At 60.1% G+C, this 19,876-nt stretch carries 16 protein-coding genes and 3 pseudogenes; 8 read left to right on the forward strand and 11 right to left on the reverse strand.

Features of this window, described 5'->3' with window-relative positions; genetic code table 11:
• Window positions 1-213: 213 nt before the first annotated feature.
• From AC4CWF_RS20350 to AC4CWF_RS20365, 4 genes and pseudogenes are all read left to right on the forward strand, one after another.
• Complete coding sequence (locus AC4CWF_RS20350; RefSeq protein WP_491287720.1) at window positions 214-1,050, forward strand: alpha/beta fold hydrolase; 837 nt, start codon at window positions 214-216, stop codon at window positions 1,048-1,050.
• Between the two features lie 38 nt (window positions 1,051-1,088).
• Window positions 1,089-1,910 carry an alpha/beta hydrolase gene (locus AC4CWF_RS20355; RefSeq protein ID WP_491287122.1) on the forward strand — a complete coding sequence of 274 codons (822 nt, stop codon included), beginning with the start codon at window positions 1,089-1,091 and terminating at the stop codon, window positions 1,908-1,910.
• A 77-nt stretch (window positions 1,911-1,987) separates the two neighbouring features.
• A pseudogene (locus AC4CWF_RS20360) lies at window positions 1,988-2,758 on the forward strand (SDR family NAD(P)-dependent oxidoreductase); the annotation flags it as partial.
• Between the two features lie 417 nt (window positions 2,759-3,175).
• Window positions 3,176-3,853: pseudogene (locus AC4CWF_RS20365) on the forward strand (alpha/beta fold hydrolase); the annotation flags it as partial.
• Window positions 3,854-4,055: 202 nt separating this feature from the next.
• Here AC4CWF_RS20365 and AC4CWF_RS20370 read toward each other — a convergent pair.
• The 10 genes and pseudogenes from AC4CWF_RS20370 to AC4CWF_RS20415 all read right to left on the reverse strand — a co-directional run bounded on the left by AC4CWF_RS20370 (window position 4,056) and on the right by AC4CWF_RS20415 (window position 14,057).
• Window positions 4,056-4,895 carry an MBL fold metallo-hydrolase gene (locus AC4CWF_RS20370; RefSeq protein ID WP_491287123.1) on the reverse strand — a complete coding sequence of 280 codons (840 nt, stop codon included), beginning with the start codon at window positions 4,893-4,895 and terminating at the stop codon, window positions 4,056-4,058.
• A gap of 607 nt (window positions 4,896-5,502) precedes the next feature.
• Entirely contained in the window at window positions 5,503-6,696 is a 1,194-nt protein-coding gene (locus tag AC4CWF_RS20375; protein WP_491287125.1) for an IS91 family transposase, read from the reverse strand.
• 3 nt (window positions 6,697-6,699) lie between these two features.
• Window positions 6,700-7,605, reverse strand: a complete 906-nt coding sequence (locus AC4CWF_RS20380; protein ID WP_491287126.1) for a tyrosine-type recombinase/integrase — start codon at window positions 7,603-7,605, stop codon at window positions 6,700-6,702.
• Between the two features lie 279 nt (window positions 7,606-7,884).
• Window positions 7,885-8,049, reverse strand: a pseudogene (locus AC4CWF_RS20385) ((S)-ureidoglycine aminohydrolase); the annotation flags it as partial.
• A 59-nt stretch (window positions 8,050-8,108) separates the two neighbouring features.
• On the reverse strand, window positions 8,109-8,771 hold the full coding sequence (locus AC4CWF_RS20390) for a flavin reductase family protein (protein WP_491287128.1): 663 nt from the start codon (window positions 8,769-8,771) through the stop codon (window positions 8,109-8,111).
• A gap of 1 nt (window position 8,772) precedes the next feature.
• Window positions 8,773-10,194: a M24 family metallopeptidase gene (locus AC4CWF_RS20395; protein WP_491287130.1), complete on the reverse strand. Its 1,422-nt coding sequence runs from the start codon at window positions 10,192-10,194 to the stop codon at window positions 8,773-8,775.
• A 34-nt stretch (window positions 10,195-10,228) separates the two neighbouring features.
• On the reverse strand, window positions 10,229-11,050 hold the full coding sequence (locus tag AC4CWF_RS20400) for an ABC transporter permease (RefSeq protein ID WP_491287132.1): 822 nt from the start codon (window positions 11,048-11,050) through the stop codon (window positions 10,229-10,231).
• Window positions 11,043-11,870, reverse strand: a complete 828-nt coding sequence (locus tag AC4CWF_RS20405) for an ABC transporter permease (protein WP_491287133.1) — start codon at window positions 11,868-11,870, stop codon at window positions 11,043-11,045. Before AC4CWF_RS20405 ends, AC4CWF_RS20400 begins: the two co-directional genes overlap by 8 nt.
• A 10-nt stretch (window positions 11,871-11,880) precedes the next feature.
• The gene (locus AC4CWF_RS20410; RefSeq protein WP_491287722.1) at window positions 11,881-12,921 is read right to left on the reverse strand and encodes an extracellular solute-binding protein; all 1,041 of its coding nucleotides are present in this window, start codon (window positions 12,919-12,921) and stop codon (window positions 11,881-11,883) included.
• 20 nt (window positions 12,922-12,941) lie between these two features.
• Complete coding sequence (locus tag AC4CWF_RS20415; RefSeq protein WP_491287724.1) at window positions 12,942-14,057, reverse strand: ABC transporter ATP-binding protein; 1,116 nt, start codon at window positions 14,055-14,057, stop codon at window positions 12,942-12,944.
• A 629-nt stretch (window positions 14,058-14,686) separates the two neighbouring features.
• Here AC4CWF_RS20415 and AC4CWF_RS20420 point away from each other — a divergent pair.
• The 4 genes from AC4CWF_RS20420 to AC4CWF_RS20435 all read left to right on the forward strand — a co-directional run bounded on the left by AC4CWF_RS20420 (window position 14,687) and on the right by AC4CWF_RS20435 (window position 18,605).
• Window positions 14,687-15,619: an ABC transporter substrate-binding protein gene (locus AC4CWF_RS20420; RefSeq protein WP_491287135.1), complete on the forward strand. Its 933-nt coding sequence runs from the start codon at window positions 14,687-14,689 to the stop codon at window positions 15,617-15,619.
• 3 nt (window positions 15,620-15,622) lie between these two features.
• Window positions 15,623-16,495, forward strand: a complete 873-nt coding sequence (locus AC4CWF_RS20425; protein ID WP_491287137.1) for an amino acid ABC transporter permease — start codon at window positions 15,623-15,625, stop codon at window positions 16,493-16,495.
• Between the two features lie 81 nt (window positions 16,496-16,576).
• Entirely contained in the window at window positions 16,577-17,707 is a 1,131-nt protein-coding gene (locus AC4CWF_RS20430; protein WP_491287139.1) for a sugar phosphate isomerase/epimerase family protein, read from the forward strand.
• Between the two features lie 145 nt (window positions 17,708-17,852).
• Window positions 17,853-18,605: a GntR family transcriptional regulator gene (locus AC4CWF_RS20435; RefSeq protein WP_491287141.1), complete on the forward strand. Its 753-nt coding sequence runs from the start codon at window positions 17,853-17,855 to the stop codon at window positions 18,603-18,605.
• A 47-nt stretch (window positions 18,606-18,652) separates the two neighbouring features.
• Here AC4CWF_RS20435 and AC4CWF_RS20440 read toward each other — a convergent pair whose 3' ends face one another.
• A complete protein-coding gene (locus AC4CWF_RS20440; RefSeq protein WP_491287144.1) occupies window positions 18,653-19,834 on the reverse strand; it encodes a Fic family protein in 1,182 nt (393 codons plus the stop codon).
• Window positions 19,835-19,876 lie beyond the last annotated feature (42 nt).

Below are 19,876 nucleotides of genomic sequence, written 5' to 3' on the forward strand. Positions count from 1 at the left end.
GACCGCGGTCCGCCAAGCTTCATCTCGTCGAACAGAGGCATTCACGCCGCCAAGGAGACGAACATGAACGCCACCACAATCGCACAGAATTTGATGACCGCGACCCGGCGCGATCTGCTTGTCGGAGGCAGCGCAGTGCTCGCCGTCGCAGCTCTTCCGAAGAAGGCACTGGCCGCCAAAACATCAACCGCAAACGAGCAAGGGAACCTCATCATGTCCACCATCACCACCAACGACGGTACCGAAATCTTTTACAAGGACTGGGGTCCGAAGGACGCCCAGGCGGTCGTCTTCCACCATGGCTGGCCGCTGTCAGCCGACGACTGGGACAACCAGATGATGTTTTTCCTTGGTCAGGGTTTCCGCGTCATCGCCCATGACCGGCGTGGCCATGGGCGCTCGACCCAAACCGACACGGGCAACGAGATGGACACCTACGCGGCGGATGTCGCGGCGCTGGCCGAGAAGCTGGACCTGAAGAACGCCATCCATGTCGGCCATTCCACGGGCGGCGGCGAAGTCGTCCACTATGTCGCACGCTCCAAGCCCGGCCGTGTCTCGAAAGCCGTCATCATCGGTGCTGTGCCGCCGATCATGGTAAAATCCGAAAAGAACCCCGGTGGCCTGCCGATCGAAGTGTTCGATGGTTTCCGCGCCGCGCTGATTGCCAACCGCGCTCAGTTTTTCCGAGACGTTCCGGCCGGCCCCTTCTACGGCTTTAACCGTCCTGGCGCGCAAGTCTCCGAAGGCGTGATCCAGAATTGGTGGCGGCAGGGCATGATGGGCGGAGCCAAGGCCCACTACGATTGCATTAAGGCCTTCTCGGAAACAGACTTCACCGACGACCTCAAGGCGATAGACCTGCCGGTGCTCGTCATGCATGGCGACGACGACCAGATCGTGCCCTATGCGGACGCCGCGCCACTGTCTGCGAAGCTGCTGAAGAACGGCACGCTCAAGACTTATCAAGGCCTCCCGCACGGTATGTGCACCACCCATCCGGACGTGATCAACGCCGATCTCCTAGCCTTCTTCAAGACCTCGGCATGAACCTTCCTCGCTCGACCATTTGAATAAGGAGAATTCCGATGACGAATACCATCGTGCTCATCCACGGGGCCTGGCTCAACGCCAAGAGCTGGGAGGGCTTCAAGGCCCGCTACGAAGCCAAGGGTTACACCGTGGTTACACCGAACTGGCCGTACAACGACCGCGAGCCGGCAGAACTTCGGGCCAACCCCCATCCCATGCTCAAGGCAGTCGGCGTCCAGGGCATCGTCGACCATCTTGAGGCGGAAATCCGAAAGCTGCCCGAGGCACCCATCTTGATGGGCCATTCGGCCGGCGGTGTCTGGACCCAGTTATTGCTCGACCGCGGCCTCGGCGTCGCCGGCGTGGCCATTGATCCCGCACCAACGACGGGTGTCCGGCTCGGTATCCATTCGATCGTATCCGCACTCCCGGTGCTGGGGTCATGGGGCAGCTGGAAGCGCACGATTCATATGTCGCGCAAGTTTTTCGGCAATCGCTTTGCGAACGCGCTCCCGAAAGACAAGGTCGACGACTACTACGACCGTTACATCGTTCCGACGGCGGGCAAGGTCTATTGGGATGGCATCCTCACATCGATCGGCAAGATACGGTGGGACAACCCGGACCGCGCTCCGCTGCTCCTCATCGGCGGCGGCCTCGACCTCATCGCCGACGCGAGCATGACCAGGGCGATCTACGACAAGCAGAAGCGCGCGCCGTCCCACACGGCCCTCAAGATTTTCGAGGACCGCTCGCATTTCACCTGCCTCGAGGCAGGCTGGGAAGAGGTCGCCGATTTCGCGCTCGATTGGGCGGTGCGCCATGCACGCGCCGACGGGTCGAACGTCAAGCACATGAGCATCCACCACGCCGCATAAACGGAAACGGTCGGGATCGCAGCGGTCCCGACCGTCGGCTCGAAAGACGCCCGCAGCACCCCAATAAGGAGACCACCATGACCAGACCCATCGCAATCGTCACCGGGGCGTCCTCCGGTATCGGTGCGGTCTATGCCGACAGGCTCGCCGCCCGAGGCTATGATCTCATCGTGGTCGCCCGCGACGCGGCGAGGCCACGCGCCGCTGCCAATCGCCTGACCGAGAAATACGCAATTGCCACAATACCATTGCCCCTCGATCTGAGCGAGCGCAGTGACCTCGACCTTCTGCTGCATCGCATCCGCCAGGACAAAACTATCGGACTTCTCGTCAATAGTGCTGGAGTCGGGCCGAGCGGAAGCGTCTTGAACTCTGACGATGGCGTCCTTGACCGCATGGTCCATCTTAACGTCGATGTCCTGCATGCCCTGACCGTCGCAGCCGCGAAAGCCTTCAGCGAGAAAGGCTCGGGAGCGATCATCAATATTGCGTCTGTGGTCGCGCTGATGCCGGAAAGCTTCAACGGCAGCTATGCTGCGGGAAAGGCGTTCGTGCTCTCGCTGACCCAAGCCCTCGACATCGAACTGCGGCGTAAGGGCGTCCGTTTTCAGGCCGTCCTGCCCGGCTTTACCAGGACCGAAATATTCGAGCGCGCGGGTGTCGACACAGCAGTGATCCCCGCCAGGATGATGATGGACGCGGGCCAAATGATCGACGCCGCTCTTGCGGGCTTTGATGCAGGCGAGATCGTCACTATCCCATCGCTTGGCAATGAGGAGCTATGGAAGGCGTTCGACTCTGCCCGCCATGAATTGGGGCCGCATCTATCGCTCGACAGGCCCGCCGCCCCGGTACTTGGGCTCGGTCGCCCAGTAGAAACCAAGTCTTGTATTTTGCTGAGCGTCAGCCGCGCATGTGCTGCCATTCGCGACCGCTCGCTCCGAAGCGTCCCGTCCGTCCAGCGGGCGCAGGGTGCCTCTATGCCTCGCGAACGACGGCGGCCGTCGCACCCCCAATTCCAACCCCGAAGGATCACGTCAATGAAATACGTTATCACATTCTTCATGTTTTTCGTCTGGTTACCGTTCCAGGCCTGTGCAAGCGAGACTGCTGGCAGCGCCGAAACAAAGTTCGTCGACGTCGGTGGCGTGAAGCTCGCCTACCGCGAAGTCGGGTCAGGCGACCCGATCATCATGTTCACCCGGCTGCGTGGAACCCTCGACACCTGGGACCCGGCCTTCGTCGATGCATTGGCGGACGACTACCGTGTCATCGTGGTGGACTATCCTGGTGTCGGCTACTCCGAAGGAGAGCTTGCGCCCGACATGGTCGCTGTCGCTGACACCATGGCGAATTTCGCCCACGCAGTCGGAGTCCGCAAGTTCAACCTGGTGAGTTGGTCCTGGGGCGGGGCCCTGGGCCAGACTTTCCTCGTAAAACACCCCGAGATGGTCAATCGGGCCGTTCTCATGGGCACCAATCCTGCTGGAAAGGTAGAGCATGGGATGCGCGACGACTGGTTCAAGCTTGCTGTGAAGCCGGTCAACGACCTGAAGGACGAGGAAACCCTGTTCTTCGAACCTGCCTATGCAGAGAGCCTAGCGGCTGCAAAGGCTTCCCGTGACCGCATCTACGCGCGCGCCGGAGTGACCGAGCGTATCCCGTCCACCATGGACGAGTTCAAGGTCTACTTTGCCGCCGCCCAGAAATTTCACGACGACAAGGAGGGGGTCCGCGAGGCGCTGACAAAGTCCAACGTGCCCATGCTGATCATTTGCGGCGACAATGACCCAGGAACGCCTGCCGATAACTGGTTCCCGCTTGTGCGCAAAATACCTCGGGCCCAACTTCTGGTCATGCCCCGCACCGGACACGGACCGCACCACCAGTTTCCCCAGCTTTCGGCTGATTATATCCACGCCTTCCTGAAGGCGGCGCTGTGACATGGACCATGCCAGCTCGGCATGGGTGACCGGTTCCGCATCGACCGATCCGTGGTCATGGTCTTGTTGAGGGGCGGCCATCGCCGCTCCTTCGCGGAACTAGAGCATTTCCGGCGATAACAGAATCGCCTGCAATGCTCTATCTCTTTGTTTTAACGCAATTCCACACGCAAAACCGGTTCCCACTTTTGCTGGAATTGCTCTAGCTCGGCAGTGTCGAAGCACGCATTGCCGCCAGTTGAACAGTGTCATGCGAAGCGAAAATAGACATTTCGGAACCGTGGTCTCGTTTGAGTTCGCGAAGTCTCTCGATGTTGTCGAGGCGGGCTAGCCGATCGGAGCTCATGATTGCCTGATAGACCTCAATTCCAACAGGGCATTGCGGGTGTGCCACATCGAGTTGACCAGCATGCATGAAGCTGTCTCCAGCGTTCAGAAGCCAGCGACCATCCGACCTGATCGCGACTCCCGCATGACCCAAGGTATGGCCCGGCAATGGAACCATCAGTATTTCCGGAGGAAGTCCATGGAGGTCACGGACTGAGCTCAGTCCGAACCATGCTTCGCCTTCAGCTTCGTACATTCGCCAGTCTTTAACATCTTTCCACATTGAGGGCCTGTAACGCTGCCGTGCGACGAAGCCACGCGCATTCTCCGCCGCCTGCCGTTCTCCCGACATGACATGAACTGTAGCCTCTGGAAAATCCGCTATCCCGCCCGCATGGTCGAAATCCAGATGCGTAAGGACGATGTGGCGCACATCCCGCGCCGAAAAACCGATCGCTTCGATCTGACGGATCGCCGTATCTCGTTCGTGTAGACGGGTATTGAGGATGAGCGGCCAAGTGAGCGGCAGTCTTCGCGCCGACGTCCGCAACACATCTTTTAATCCATAGCCGGTGTCGACCAGGACTAAGAAGTCCGCAGTCTCTACCAGCAAACAGTGAGTGCAGATATTTGCCAGCAGGCCGCTGCTTGATCCGTCAAAAAGAAACCCGCCAACGGGGCAATGTGAGCCGCAGTTGAGATGGTGGATTCGCATGCGGGGTTCCAGAGATTGTTGACAAAGTGATCTTTGAAGGTGAACAAACCTGCCGAGCCAAATCAATCATACAGATTTATTGAGAAATCAGGGATGTGCGAGGTAGTTTTCGCGACGGATTACTTGAAGGCTCGATTACCGTGGCCTTCCCCTTTCCAAGGGTTGTCTGTGGGAGCTTAGTTCAGCGACAAATATATTGTTCAGAGACGGACTGATGACGACGGTTATTGGCCATAGCCGACCTGACGCTGCAGTCACTACGATGTCTGCTTTCTGGCAGAGATGACGATCACCGCTACGACCGAATGGTGAAGGGTTTCGGGTGCCGTCAGGCGTACGAAAGCCTCTCATGCAGGAACCCGCGGTCGGCATTCTCTGCGCTATGGGGTTTTGTGGATTGTCGCTTTCAGCGGGCGGCCAATCGCAGCGGCAGTTGCCAGTACCGGCGCTTCGAGGGCGAGGATTGCATGTATAGTTCTCCGGATTTTCGGAGTGAATGAGCGCATGTTTGCCGTGCTGAATGCCCTCGCCATAGGGGCTGGCACAGCCCTACCCGTTGGCCAGCTCTGCGGTGAGTAGACCATATGAATGGATCGGCCATGCCGGGTCATGACGCACTCTCCCGGTTCGTTGCTAGCTCGTCTGGTGGTCCACGTGGTTGCCGCCAGCGCTTGAGCACTTCGATGACGACCATCCGTCCACCGCAGCATTGGCATGGCGGCCGGATGTCGGTCGGTTCGTCGTTCGCCTCATCAGGGGGCGGCGGGGCAGCATTGAGGAGCTCGCGGACACGAGCGATGCTGGTCTTTCGAGAACTGCCGGCGAGCAGACCGTGATGCCGGATGCGGTGGAAGCCGCGCGGCAAGACATGGAGCAGGAAACGGCGGATGAACTCGTCGACCGCGAGCGTCATAACCTGCTGCCGATCGCAGCCGTCACGGCGGTAATTCTTGTAGCGGAAGGTGACGTCCGTTTTATCGAACGCGATCAGGCGACTGTTCGAGATGGCGACCCGGTGCGTGTAGCGCGACAGATAGGCAAGCACTGCTTCCGGCCCCGCAAAGGGCGGCTTGGCATAGACGATCCAGCGCTTCCTGCGGACTGGCGACAGGTATCTTACAAATGCCCGGCGATCAGCCAGAGGCGTAGCCGAACCGAAGAAGGCGAGCCGCCCGGCATCGTGGAATTGGAGCAGCCGTGTCAGGAACAAGCGCCGGAATAGCTTGCCGAGCACACGAACCGGCAGGAGGAATGCCGGACGTGACGATATCCAGCGTGATCCATCGAGCGCGATGCCACCACCTGGCACGATCATGTGAACATGGGGATGATGGGTCATGGCCGATCCCCATGTGTGCAGGACGGCAGTGATGCCGATGCGCGCGCCGATATGCTTCGGATCGGCAGCGATTGTCAGCATCGTCTCGGATGCGGCCTTAAAGAGCAGATCGTAAACCAGCGCCTTGTTGTGGAAGGCAATGGCGGCGACCTCGGCTGGCAATGTGAAGACGACGTGGAAGTATCCGACAGGCAGGAGATCGGCCTCCCGTTCGGCAAGCCATGTGCGTGCAGCGGCGCCCTGGCACTTCGGGCAGTGCCGGTTGCGGCAGGAATTGTAGGCGATGCGCCACTCTCCACAATCCTCGCAGGCCTCGACATGTCCGCCCAGTGCCGCTGTGCGGCAGTGCTCGACCGCCGACATAACCTTGAGCTGGCTCAAGCTGAGATGTCCCGTATGGACTTTGCGATAGTTCGGCCCTGCAGCACGGAAGATATCGGCGACCTCGATCGAGGTACGCATGGTTCAGCCGTAGGGCGTTTTGCCTTCCATCAGCGCCATCAACCGATCAAGAGGTCCGGCGACCGCATGAATGGTTCGGGTGGAGACCTTCGCATAGAGAGCCGTCGTCTCCAGCTTGCTATGACCGAGCAGAACCTGGATGACACGGATATCGGTGCCATCCTCCAGAAGATGGGTGGCAAAGCTGTGCCTCAAGGTATGCGGGCTGACGCGCTTGTGGATGCCGGCAACATCGGCAGCTTCCTGAACCGCGCGATGAAGTTGCCGCGACGAGATCGGATCGGTGCGGCTACGCCCCGGAAACAGCCAGCCGTGAGGCAGCATCACACCGCGCCGCTTTCCTTCACGCCACCAAAGCCGCAGCAGTTCGAGGAGCTGCGGAGACAGCATGGCATTGCGATCCTTGCGTCCCTTGCCTTGTTCAACCCGGATCAGCATGCGTTTGGAGTCGATGTCATCGACCTTGAGATGGGCGACCTCGGAGACGCGCAAGCCCGCACCATAGGCCACACCGAGGGCGGCCTTGTATTTGATGCCAGGTGCCGCCTCCAGTAAGCGGGCAGCTTCCTCAATACTGAGCACGTCCGGTAGCTTGCGCGGATTGCGCGTTATCACCAGCGCCCGGGCCAGATCCCGCCGCTTCAGCGTCACCGTGAACAGAAAGCGTAGCGCCGAAACCGTGCTGTTGATCGTCGCAGGACCTACGCCGTTCTCATGCTGATGCAACTGGAAACGTCGTATGTCCTCGACCGTCGCGGTGTCCGGGGCGCGCCCAAGAAACGTAGCGAAGCGCCGAACGTGACGGATGTAGTCCTGCCGAGTGTGGGATCCCAACCCTCGCATCAGCATGTCTTCCTGCATGCGCTGGCGGAGCGGTGTGGTCGGGGCATCGTGTTGAAAGCTGGCCATTGAACGTTCCTCTCGTTGAAGGGAACGTCATGGTCAGGCAACACCAACAGCCTGCCTAGAACCTCAGATAATCATGCGAAACTCGCCGCGCACGCCCTCCCGCGTAGCGGGTTCGTGCATGACGGCGCAAAGCGGAAATCCTTTCCGGCTCGGCGCCGGAGACTGACCCTCTAGCCTTGAACATGAGGGATGAAATAGCTGCCATAAATGAGGCGGCCTTTTGGTCTCAGGTCGAGCGCTTTGAGCAGTTTAGCTGCTCAATAATTCCGAGCGTCTATCCTGCACCTCCATGATGTACTGGGCGAAGGTTTCGGCAAACCCGCTTGGCGGCCGCGCGATGATCCACGCCCAGGTCTTCCCCCGGTGAGGCGGAACACTGGTCACGATATCGCTCACGGCAGTCCTGGGGATGACCGCATAGGCTGTCTTGAAGACAGCCTTGATGGAGAGGGTCTGGGTCGGGCGCGGAAGGCCGCCAACCTGCGAAAACTATGGGTTGCTGCTCATTCTGCAGCCAAGTTTTCAGCCGCCTTCCGGCTTTCCCATTCCTGCGGGGTGAGTGTCTTGATGTCGAACTGATCACGCGTCCTCGTATAGGTGTGCCCGCCCATACGTCCGACGGCATCCATGAGCTGCTGGTCTATATGCAGGTTCGACGGATTGACCGCATCGCTGCGCACGTAGACGCCGAGCACCTCACCCAGAATGATCTCACGGGCAGGACCGACCTGAAGGGTGGTGTGGCGGCGGCATTCCAGAGCGGCGGGTGCCGCCAGAATGCGGGGGCTTTTCACCATCCGGCCAGGAACCGTCGCAAGACCTGCCTCTTCCATCTCGTCCACCTCGGGACCGAACTTGATGGCGCAGACCTCCATCTGGTCGACCAGCGCAGTGTCGCAGATATGGACAGTAAATTCGCCGGTCTCGCGGATATTGCGGGCCGTGTCCTTGAAGCGCATATCGGAATAGTTCTCGACGCCGATCGCAACGATTGCCGGGTCGTGGGTCAGGACGTTGAAGAAGCTGAACGGGCCGGCATTCGGCAGGCCATCCTTGCTCACCGTCGTCACCAGCGCGATCGGGCGCGGGATCACGGTTCCGATGAGCAGCTTGTAGCGTTCGCGCTCGTTGAGTCTTGTGAAATCGAAATGGGTATGCTCGGTCATGTCAGGCCTCGACTTCGATGCGGTGTGTTTCCAGCGGCGTGTGACGGGAGAGGTTCTCGAACCCGTCGCTTGTCACGACATACATGTCGCCGACATTGCAGCCGGCAGACAGCGGCTCGAGCCACTGAGTATGCAGCACGAACACCATGCCCTCCTCCATCCGGTCGTAGTTGTGGGACGAGATGTTGAAGCTGTTCTGGCCGCCGGCCATGCCGACGGAGTGGCCGAGATTGGGGTTATGCGGCCCTTCCGTCGCCGGGTAGACGTGCATCAGCGTGCGGCCCTGGGCCTCCCAATCGATGTTCTTCACGTATTGGCGGGGGATCAGACGCGCGCTGCCATCGTCCATCGGCGCCCAGTTGTAGGGCATAGTGCGGGCTTCGGGTGAGGACAGCATGCCGCGCTCGATCATCGGCTCGAAGGCGGCATTGTTGACGTCGCGCATCAAGGCACTCGGCCGGATCAGCTTTTCGGCACGTTTAACGCCCTCGGTACAGGCCGCCAGCACCTCTTCCTGCCGTTTGGTGATCTCTCCGACCGCGATCATGCGGGCTGTCTGGGCGGTGTAGCCCCGATAAGTGATGTTGGAGACGTAGAGATTGATAAGATCGCCCGGTCGCACGACATGGCCGTAAGGCTTGCCGCAATGGGTGCCGAATTCGTTGATGCCGATCTGGTATCCGTCACCCGTCTCGCCGCCAAAGGAGAGCTGCGCCTGCGTGAAGGCGGCGTAGATCTCCTGGTCGGTCACACCGGGCCTGGCGACATGATAGGCTGCCTGTGTGGCGATGCTGACCAGCTGGGCGGCGGCCCGAAACATGTCGATCTCGCGCGGCGAGCGAACTTTCTGCATCCGGTCGAGAATGGCATTGTCGGCGACGAACCTGGCCTTGGGCATCAGTTCGTCGAGGGCCGCCCAGAAGGTGAGCGAGGTGCGATCGCCGATACGGCCGATCTGCGCCTTCGACAGACCCATGCCAGCCAGCAGTTCGGCGCATTTCTCCGCCGTCTTGATGACGCTGTCTCCCGGACGGTCCGCATATTCCCGGCCGATCGGGCCGATCTGCCAGATATCCTCGACCAGAACCGGTTCACCGCCCGGCGGCAGGAGCACGGATTGGGTGAAGAAGGACAGCAGCGTCAGCGGCTTGTCGGCATCCGTCGGGATGATCAGCACGCCCTCGCGCATCCAGTCGCAGATGTAGCGCAGGTAGGCGTTCGAGGTATGGAACCAGCCGACGCCACCGGTATGGACGATCAGTGCATCATGCCCGGCCTCGACAGCCTGGCGGCGAATTCGACGGAGACGATCCTCGAACTCCTCGACCGGCAGCGGCAAGGGTGCGGCAAAATCGAAATCCGGCTGGAAATCGGAGAGCAGCGATCCGATGCGGTAGGCGCCTGCCCTGGGATGTATGGTCATTGGGTATTCCTTCCAGAAGTATTTTTTATGTAAGTTAGGCTTGGCGCGACGGTGCCAGTACCCGCCTGGCGACCAGCATCACCACCAGCGTCAACCCGATCAGAATTCCTGACATCGCAGCGACGCGGACATCGAGTGACTCTTCGATCAATGCGAACATCCGGAGCGGGAGCACGGTGGTTTGTGCATCGGCGAGGAAGAGCGAGACGGAAACGTTGTCGAGCGACTGAATGAAGACAAGGAAGGCACCGGCAAGGATGCCGGGGGCCAGCAGCGGCAGGATCACGCGCCGGAGCGTTGTGTACCAGGTCGCGCCCATAACGGTGGAGGCTTCCGCCAGCGACGGGTTGATGCCTTGCGCGACGACCGATGCGGCCCGATACATCAGCGGCCCGAAAACGACGACATGGCCGATGACGGTGAGCCAGAGCGACGGCTGGAAACCAACGAAGTTCGCTACGATCAGCGCCGCCAGACCATAAACAAGGCTCGGCAGGACGAGCGGCGCCAGGAGAAACGGCTCCAGCGCATTGACCGTGCTGCGCCGCATCCGCGCCATGCCGATGGTGGCAGGCACGGCAAACAGCAGCGATCCCAGCACCGCAAGGGCTGCGATCTTCAGCGAATTGCCGGCCGCGATATGCTCTGTCCCGGAGCGGACGGGATCGAGGAGCGCCTCGTACCAGCGGAGCGAAAATCCCTCGGGCGGGTATTTGAGCGTCTGGCCTGCGGTAAACGACATGGTGATCGCGATGACGATCGGCGCCACCAGATAGATCAGGCTGAGGCCACCGAAGCCGAAGACGAATGCCTTGTACAGGAAGACGGGAAACGGATTTTCGCGAGGACTATGCATGGCCGACAAGCCTCCTGTGGCGGGAAATCATGGTCATGGCGACGAGAAGGATGCCGGTCGACAGAAGCAGGACAACGGCAATGGCGGAAGCCATCGGCCAGTCGAACAGTGTGCCGACCTCGCGGTAGATCAACTGCGGCACATAGACATTGCGCGCACCACCGATGACAGCCTGGGTGACGAAGGAAGCGCTGGTGCTGGCAAAGACGAGAATCCAGCCCGCCAGCAGCCCCGGCAACATCATCGGCAAGAGAACGGTTACGAGGATACGCCATGGACCGGCACCCGATACCTGCGCTGCCTCGGTGAACTGGACCGGCGTGCGGGACAGGATGGCGATCAGCGGCAGGATGATCAGCGGCAGGTCGATCTGGCACATCGCCAAGACGAGCCCGAGTTCGGTGGACATCAGCGTGAACGGGCGCTCGGCAAGCCCAAGCGCCACAAAGGCCTCGCTGATTGGTCCCTGCCGTCCGAGGATAACGATCCAGGCGAAGGTGCGCACGACGTTGCTGGTCAGCATCGGGATGAGCGTCAGGAAGATGATGACCTGTCGCGCGGTCTTGCCGCTATGCCAATAGAGAAGCGCGATCGGAACACCGAGCAGGGTCGTGCTGGCGATGGTCTGCAGACCGAGCGTGGCTGTGTTGACTAGAACGCGGTAATTGAACGCTTCACCCAGAAAGCGCGCGTAGTTGTGGAGGGACGGGCCGTCGGGGCCGATGAAGCTGAACCCGACGAGGACGGCGAGCGGCGTCGCAAAGAACGCCACCGACAGCAGAAGCATCGGGAGAGCGTATGGGAAGCCGCTCGCTTTCATTTTTCGACCCTCAACCGGCGATGAGAGCGTCGAACTGGCGGATCCATTCCGCACGGTTCTTGTTGATCGCAGCCCAGTCCGGATAGACCAGAGAGGCGAGCTGTTCGCGCTTCACATAGGCCTCGATGCCGGGTGTCAGTTCGACCTCCCGGTTGGTCGGGAACATCTCGGTCGGCGGCATCTTCAGTTTGTCCTGCGCCGCCTTGGAAATGGCCGCATCCATATAGGCGTAAGCCGCATCAGGGTTTTTCGCGCCCTTGGTCAAGTGGATGTTGACGGGAGCCGCCGGCGATCCGGTTTCGGGCTGGACGAATTCGGCCTTGAGGCCCAAGGCCTTCAGCTTCGCGACATTGCCGGTGGAGCACATGAAGACGGCGATTTCACCCTGCTGGAACAATGTCATCTGGTGGTTGGTGCTGGCGACGACGCCCTTGATATGCTCCGGATGCTCCTTGAACAGCTTGAACACGGCGTCCATGTCGGTCGGACCAGAACCAAAAATCTTGGCGATCTCGGTATAGGCCATGACGCCGGTGTTGGAGGCAAAGCCCGTCCAGGAGACAAGGCCGCTGTAGGCGGGGTTTTCGAACAGGTCGCGATAGCCTTTCGGCGCAGGCACCAGATCGGGGTTATAGGCGATGCCGTTGACTTCGACGGTCACGGTCGGGCCGTACTCGCCCTGGAAGGCCGGATCGAGCAGGCTCCAGTTCTTCAGCTTAGACGGATCGATCTTCTGGATCAGGTCATTCTCGATGGCGACGGCCATCTGGCCGGGCGACATCAGCAGCGTATCGTAAGGCGGGTTGTCGGGGCTCGCCATGACCTTGGCAAGCTGGTCCTGCGCCATGGCGGGGGCAACCGTCAGGCCGAATCCGGCGTCCTTGACGAGGGGCGTCAGCACGGTGCGGTAGCCATCTTCCCAACTGCCGGGGAAGGTTGCGGCGACGGCCGTGCCACCAGCGGCGCGGGCGGCGAAGGGGGCGGTGACGGCCGCCGCCGCACCCGCGGCAAGCAGTCCGAAACGACGACGTGTGATGTTGAAATCCTGCATCTGTTCACCTCTGTTGTTGTTCATTCACGGGATGCTTCCGGTTCGCTCGGAAAGGCGTGACACCTTGTGGTGTCGATCTCGGCAAAGAGCTGGGCTCCCGGCTCGGGAATGAAGGTGGAGGGTCCGCGGACCTGCGACGCGCGCAGGCCCGTGCCGTCCTCAAGAAGAAGATCATGGACGAGCGTCGGCCCAAGGGGGACGGACACGGTCAACCGTGCCGGCAATGAAAAGCCACTCGGGGACGTTGAGAGACTGACGTCCTCCGGACGGAACGTGGTGGTGACCTTAGAACCAACAGTAAAATTCAGGCGGCGCGGCAGCACGACCGTGTTGCCATTCGGGAGTGCGATCGTCGTTGCCTCGGCGTCCAACCCCTCCACCGTGCCATGCAGCATATTGGCCTGGCCGATGAAGGTGTTGACGAACAGTGTCTTCGGCCGGTCATAGACGGCCATGGGCGTATCGATCTGCTCGACATTGCCCTTGTTCATCAGCACGAGGCGACCGGCAAGGCTTTGCGCCTCTTCCTGATCATGCGTGACGATCAGCGTCGTGATACCAAGCGTCTTCTGCAGATGCAGGAGTTCGACCTGCAGGTCGAAACGAAGCGCCCGGTCAAGCGCCCCGAAGGGCTCGTCGAGCAACAGGAGCGACGGCCGGCCGGCAATGGCACGGGCAACGGCGACGCGCTGCTGCTGGCCGCCGGAAAGTTCGCGCGGCAACCGGTTACCATAGTTCTTCAACTGCACGAGCGAGAGCATTTCCTCCACCCTCTCCCGCCGCTCAGCCCGCGGCATGTGCTGGCAGGCCAGCGGATAGGCGATGTTCTCCGCCACGGTCAGATGCGGGAACAGGGCGTAGTTCTGGAACACCATGCCGATGCCGCGCGACCGTGCGGATACATGGGCGAGATCCTGACCACCGAGCTGGATGGCCCCGCTCTTTGGTTGGATCAGCCCGGCGATGGCCCGCAGGACGGTGGACTTGCCACAACCGCTTGGCCCCAGAAGGGCGACGATCTCGCCAGCCTCGACCTCGAACGTGATGTCGCTGATCGCGTTCTGCCCACCGTAGCTGTGGGTCAGACCCCGGACGCTGAGCCGCTTACCTTCTCCTGCCTTCGAGGCCTCTGCCATGAATGTCCCCTGTGATTGCGCCTTGTCGTCGAAGCGCTCAGCGCTTGGCGGCACCAGGCAGAGATGTGGTCGGTCGACGATGTTGACTGCGGAGTCGGTCATGGCGAGGGATTCGCAATCGGCGTGCCAGTTTGCGATTTCCATCCGACTGATAAGAACAAGCCGTTGTAAATATTAAGATGTTTTTGAATTTTATAGTTCCGAATAATTACGATAATATCGACGCGCAGATTCTTGAGAAATTAAAAAATGGGCAATTTTCGCCGTCTCCGCTCATACATTGAGCAGTGTTTCTGGCTCGGCATGGGCCCATTCGGGCGAGCAACGGGCGGGCAATTGCGGCCTGCCACGACCCAAACCGGGAGAAAAAATAGCCGAAGATCAGGCGAATTCAGAGGCTTAAGCCGCCGCATCTCCACCGCGTCTGGCGACCTGCCGACGGGAGGAATTTTTAATCATCATCTTTTCGTACCTTTGTGCGCATGTTTATTCGGAAACTTATTTTATCCAACATCCCAAAAATAGCCCTTTAGAAACAAAGGCATGTCAATGCGCTGCTCAAGATGGCACGCCGATTGCATCGTGGTTTGCGTAAATTCACGTCGATAAAAAAGCGACAAGGGGATCACATGCGCAGCTTCAAGACCAGTCTCAACGGCGGCCTCGCCGGCATTGCATTCGCGCTGCTCGCGACGTCGTCACACGCCGCAGAAGGTACTGCCATCAGGATGTTGCCGGACGCGGACGTCGCCAAACTGCCGGGTGTCGCGTTTAACCAGGCACTGGCGGACCGGCTTCCCCCTGCGATCAAGGACACGAAAGCCATCAAGGTGGCGACCGACCTGACGCCGCCGATCAGCTTCCAGGCAGAGGATGGAAAGCTGATCGGGATCGACGCCGATATTGCAGCCGCCCTCGGCGTCATTCTCGGCGTCGACGTCCAGATGACCAATGTCGGCGCGGGCGCCGCCATCGTGCCGGCGGTCCTCTCCAAGCGTTTCGACATGACCATTTCCGGCATCAACGACGATGTGGAGCTGGAAAAGCAGGTCGACGTCATCGACTACATGTATGACGCCACCACGATCATGACGACCAAGGGCAATCCGCTCGGCATCAAGAGCATGGACGACCTCTGCGGCAAGAAGGTTGCGGTCCCCGTCGGCACGTTCCAGGCGCGTCTGGTGGAAGCGGCATCGGCAAAATGCGCAACACCGATGAGCATCATGTCGATCCCGAAAATGCCGGATGTGCTGCAGGCCGTTCGCACCGGCCGCGCCGATGCCACCGTCAACGGTTATGCGACGAGCGTCTACACCACGGCAAACCAGACCGGCAAGGGCGTCGGCCTGCAGGCGCTTCCCGACGTCCGCCTCGCCGTCGGCTATCTCGGCATGCTGACATCGAAGGACAATCCGGAATTGCGCGACGCGGTCATCGCCTCGCTGCAGCACATGGTCGACAGCGGCGCCTACAAGGCGATCATGGAGAAATGGGGGCTCGGACCGCTTGCCGTGGCGACCGTCAAATTCAACGATGCCGCCAGCATGCCGGTGGATTGAGCCATGTCCCTGTTTGCTCAACCCCTCGGCATGGCCATCGCGCCTCCGGTCGGTAAGCCGTTCCGGTGGGGGCAGATTACCTCCGGCACCGGCGCGATCGTCGCGCTGGCCCTCATCGTCGCGATCATCGCGCAAAACCAGAGCGTTCAATGGGGCGAAATACCCCGCTATATGGTCGATCCGGTCATCCTCGACGGCGTTGGCCTCACCTTGCAACTGACGGCCGGCGCGATGCTGTTCGGCATCGCCTTCGGCTGCCTCGTGGCGATCATGGCGACCAGCCAGAATATCGTCTGGAAAGCGATTGCCGTCGCCTTCGTCTGGTGGTTCCGCGGCGTGCCGCTCATGGTCCAGATCTTCTTCTGGTTCAACATCGCGCTGTTCATTCCGATGGTGGGCATCGGCCACTATTCCATCTCGATCAATGAACTCGTCACTCCGGCCCTTGCCGGCTTTCTGGCGCTTGGCCTGCATGAAGCCGCCAATATGAGCGAGATCATTCGCGGCGGATTGACCGCCGTCGATCGCGGACAGCGCGAGGCAGCCTCCTCGCTTGGCCTTCGACCGCTCCAGACGCTTCGAACCGTCGTCCTTCCCCAGGCGATCCGGCTGATCGTCCCGCCGACCGGCAACCAGGCGATCGGCATGCTGAAGGCGAGCGCCATCGTCTCCGTCATCGGCATGCAGGACCTGCTGACCCAGGCGCAGGCCATCTATGCGCGCAACTTCCTCGTCATCGAACTGCTGTGCGTCGCCTCGCTCTGGTACCTCCTCATCACCACCGTGGCATCGATCGGGCAGCATTTTCTGGAAAAGCGCCTTGCCCCGAAAGGCCTGGATGCCGGGGCGCAGAAAGGGGCTGCCGGACGCGGCTGACACATTCGTGCCGGCCAATCCACCAACCAACCAGGGTCGCCATTGCAGCGCACCCGATCAGGAAACATCAAGGAGCAGATCATGAGACTGGGCATCGACGGGCAGAAGCTGCCGGAAGCGAGGAAGCGCGGACCACTCAACAGCCTGGACCACGTCAAGGACCTCGGCCTCGGCGGTATCTTCTTCAGCACCATCCTCGACATGAGCGCCACACTGGACACGGGCGAACTGGCCGAGATCCGGGCGAAGGCCGACGAACTCGGGCTTTATCTCGAAGCCGGCGTTGGCAAGATCAATCCCTATTGCAGTGCTGAGGCGCCGGAGTTTCGCGCCATCGGCGATGGCGACGTGATCTTCGGCTTTTCCCGCATGATCGAAGCCAGTGCGGCCATCGGCTGCCGCGAACTCTGGGTGTCACCGGGCAACTTCAAATCGGAATATCGCGGGCGGCTGGCCAATGACCGCTTTCGCACCGACGTCACCTGGGACGAGCAATTGCTGGCGATGGAAAAGGTGCTTTTGAAGCTTTCCCCCGTGGCGCGCGCCCATGGCGTTCATCTCAACATGGAGACCCATGACGAGATCACCTCCTTCGAAATCCTCCGGCTGATCGAAAAGGTGGGCGAGGATTGCATGGGTGTCGTTTTTGACACCGCCAACGGACTGCAACGTGCAGAACATCCGGTCTTTGCCGCAAAGCGCGTGGCCCCCTATGTCCGCCAGACCCATATCAAGGACGCCTATGTCGGCCACGCTGAAGGCGGCCTCGATTTCCAGACCCGTCCGGTTGGTCGCGGCATTGTCGATTTCGCGGCAATCATTCCAATCCTCGCCAAGACCAATCCAAACCTGAACCTCTCCCTGGAGGTCGCGGCTTCCGTCGAGGACAAGCCGCGCATAGCCAATCCTCGTCAGTGCATCGAGATCAACGATCCGATCTGGCGGGCCGGCCATCCCGACCTGACCGCGGAAGAACTCGAAGCCTATCTCGCACTGGTCGACTCATTCGAGAAGCGTGTCGCCGCTGGAGAGATCCCGGATTGGGAGACCTATGAGACCAGCCAGTATGGCTACCCGACCTATGCACAGCAGTCCTACGGCTACAGTGAAGCGGTAGATTTTATCAAAACCTCGGCACGCCATATCGAAGAGGTCTGCACAAAGAACGGCATTCCGGTCTCGACGCCTTCGACGAAGCAGCGAGCCGCCTGACAGGCCAGAGGTTCAGCACCGTCGACATAGGTCGTCGGTGCTCCTTAAAACATCGGGAAGATCTCGACTTTTGGCACCGAGCGCATATACGCAGGAATATTCTCAAGAAAATAATTAGGTCGATCGATCTGAGGTGGAAACAGACATGAAGAAGACGACACGACGTCAAGGCGCAAAGACCGCACAGAAGGCCAATGGCTCGGTCGATGCGGCAGAAAACGCCCATGACGACGTGACTGAACGCATCCGGATCACGCTTGCCACAGCGATCGGCGAAGGTGCGCTCAAGCCCGGCGTCAAGATCCTTGAGGACGCAATCGCCGACCACTTCGGCGTGAGCCGCACGGTCGTGCGTGGCGCACTTGGCGTTCTGGAAAGCGACCACCTCCTGGAACGCAAGAAAAACCGTGGCACCTTCGTCGCCGAACCTGGCATCGAAGAGGCCAAGGCCTTGTTCGAGGCCCGTCGCAAGCTAGAGCACGTCATCCTGGAGCTTGTCCTGGACCACGCGACCGCCGACCAGTTGGACGCACTTGAAAAACTGACCGACGAGGAAGAGCACATCCACCACCATGGCGACGAGAAGTCGAAGACGGTGCTGTCAGGCAAGTTCCATGTCGTTTTGGCAGAGCTGGGTGGAAATGCCGTCCTGACAGAGGTGTTGTCGAAGATCGTCGCCCGCCTCTCGCTCGTCATGTCCCTCTATGAGGAGGAGCGTAAGGACGATTGCGGGGCTGATCACCATCGCCTGATCGTCGGCGCTCTGAAAGCCAAGGACCTCGCGAAGGCGCAACAGTTGATGGATCATCATCTGGCCGACATCGAGGGGCGCGTTCGGCTGACTGAAGGCCAAGGCGATCGGCACACATTCCTGGCCGTGTTAGAGAATTTTTCCTGAGCAGTTTTTGCTCTTGAGAGGAATCGAACCTTCGGTTCATCTATTGCTCATGAACCGAGGGGCAAGGGATCGGTGCCTTTGCTCAGAATTGCGAGATATCGTTGGTAGCTGAACACGCGGCCGCGTTTGCGGCCGGTCACCTCACCAACGATGCCCAATCGCTCTAGATCGGCCAGCGCGGCGTTGACGGTTGGCGCGGACAGACCTGTTATCTGAACAATCTGGTTCGCTGTGTGAAAAGGATTCTGTTGGAACAGCTCGTGAATGCGAAGGGCCGACCCCGCTCTATCACTCTCCATCGTGATCCGCTCCCGATCTTCCTTGAAAAGATCAACGATCTGGGTGGCAGCCTCAAACGCTTGATTGGCGGTGTCCGCGACGCCGGCCAGGAAGAAGTCCAGCCAAGCTTCCCAGTTTCCATGTTCACGGACCTCTTGCAACAATCGATAATATTCTCTCCGATGAGACTTCAGATAAAGACTGAGGTAGAGAAGCGGCTTTCGCAAAACGCCGTTGATGCAGAGATACAGGGTCACCAGCAGACGACCGATACGACCATTTCCATCGAGAAACGGATGGATCGTTTCAAACTGCACATGCAACAGGCCGGCTTTGATTAGCGCCGGTAACCGCGATTGATCGTCATGCATGAAGCGCTCGAACGCATCTAGGCAACCGGCCATTTCATTGACGGGTGGCGGTACAAAGAGTGCGTTACCGGGGCGCGTCCCACCAATCCAATTTTGCGAGCGGCGGAACTCTCCAGGATCCTTGGTGCCTCCTCGCCCACTCCGTAGGAGCCTGGCGTGCATCTCACGGATCAGACGCAACGACATGGGCAGCGTTTCCAGCCGCTCTAAACCATACATCATGGCGTCTACGTAGTTGGATACCTCACGGATATCATCAACCGGCTGTCCGGCTTGGGCTTCGGCCTCAAACCGCAAGAGATCGGAAAGCGTGGACTGCGTGCCTTCAATCTGCGAGGAAAGAACAGCTTCCTTTCTCACATACATATATAGAAACAGCTCCTGTCTCGGCAGCAGCATTGTGATACCATCCAGGCGTCCGAGCGCGCGTTCAGCCAAGCTAAGGCGCTCTAACAATGAAAGCAAATCAATCGCCGGTTCGGGCGGCAATGGTGGGGGCACGAACGCACGCACCGTTTCACTGGCGGCGACCGTCTCGACGAAACGACCCTCGCGGTTTTTGGATTGGGAATCAGACATAACCCAATATCAGCCCCGCGCCTTATTTAAGCAAGGCGCATT

The organism is Neorhizobium sp. PAMB6630 (genome assembly GCF_058242775.1).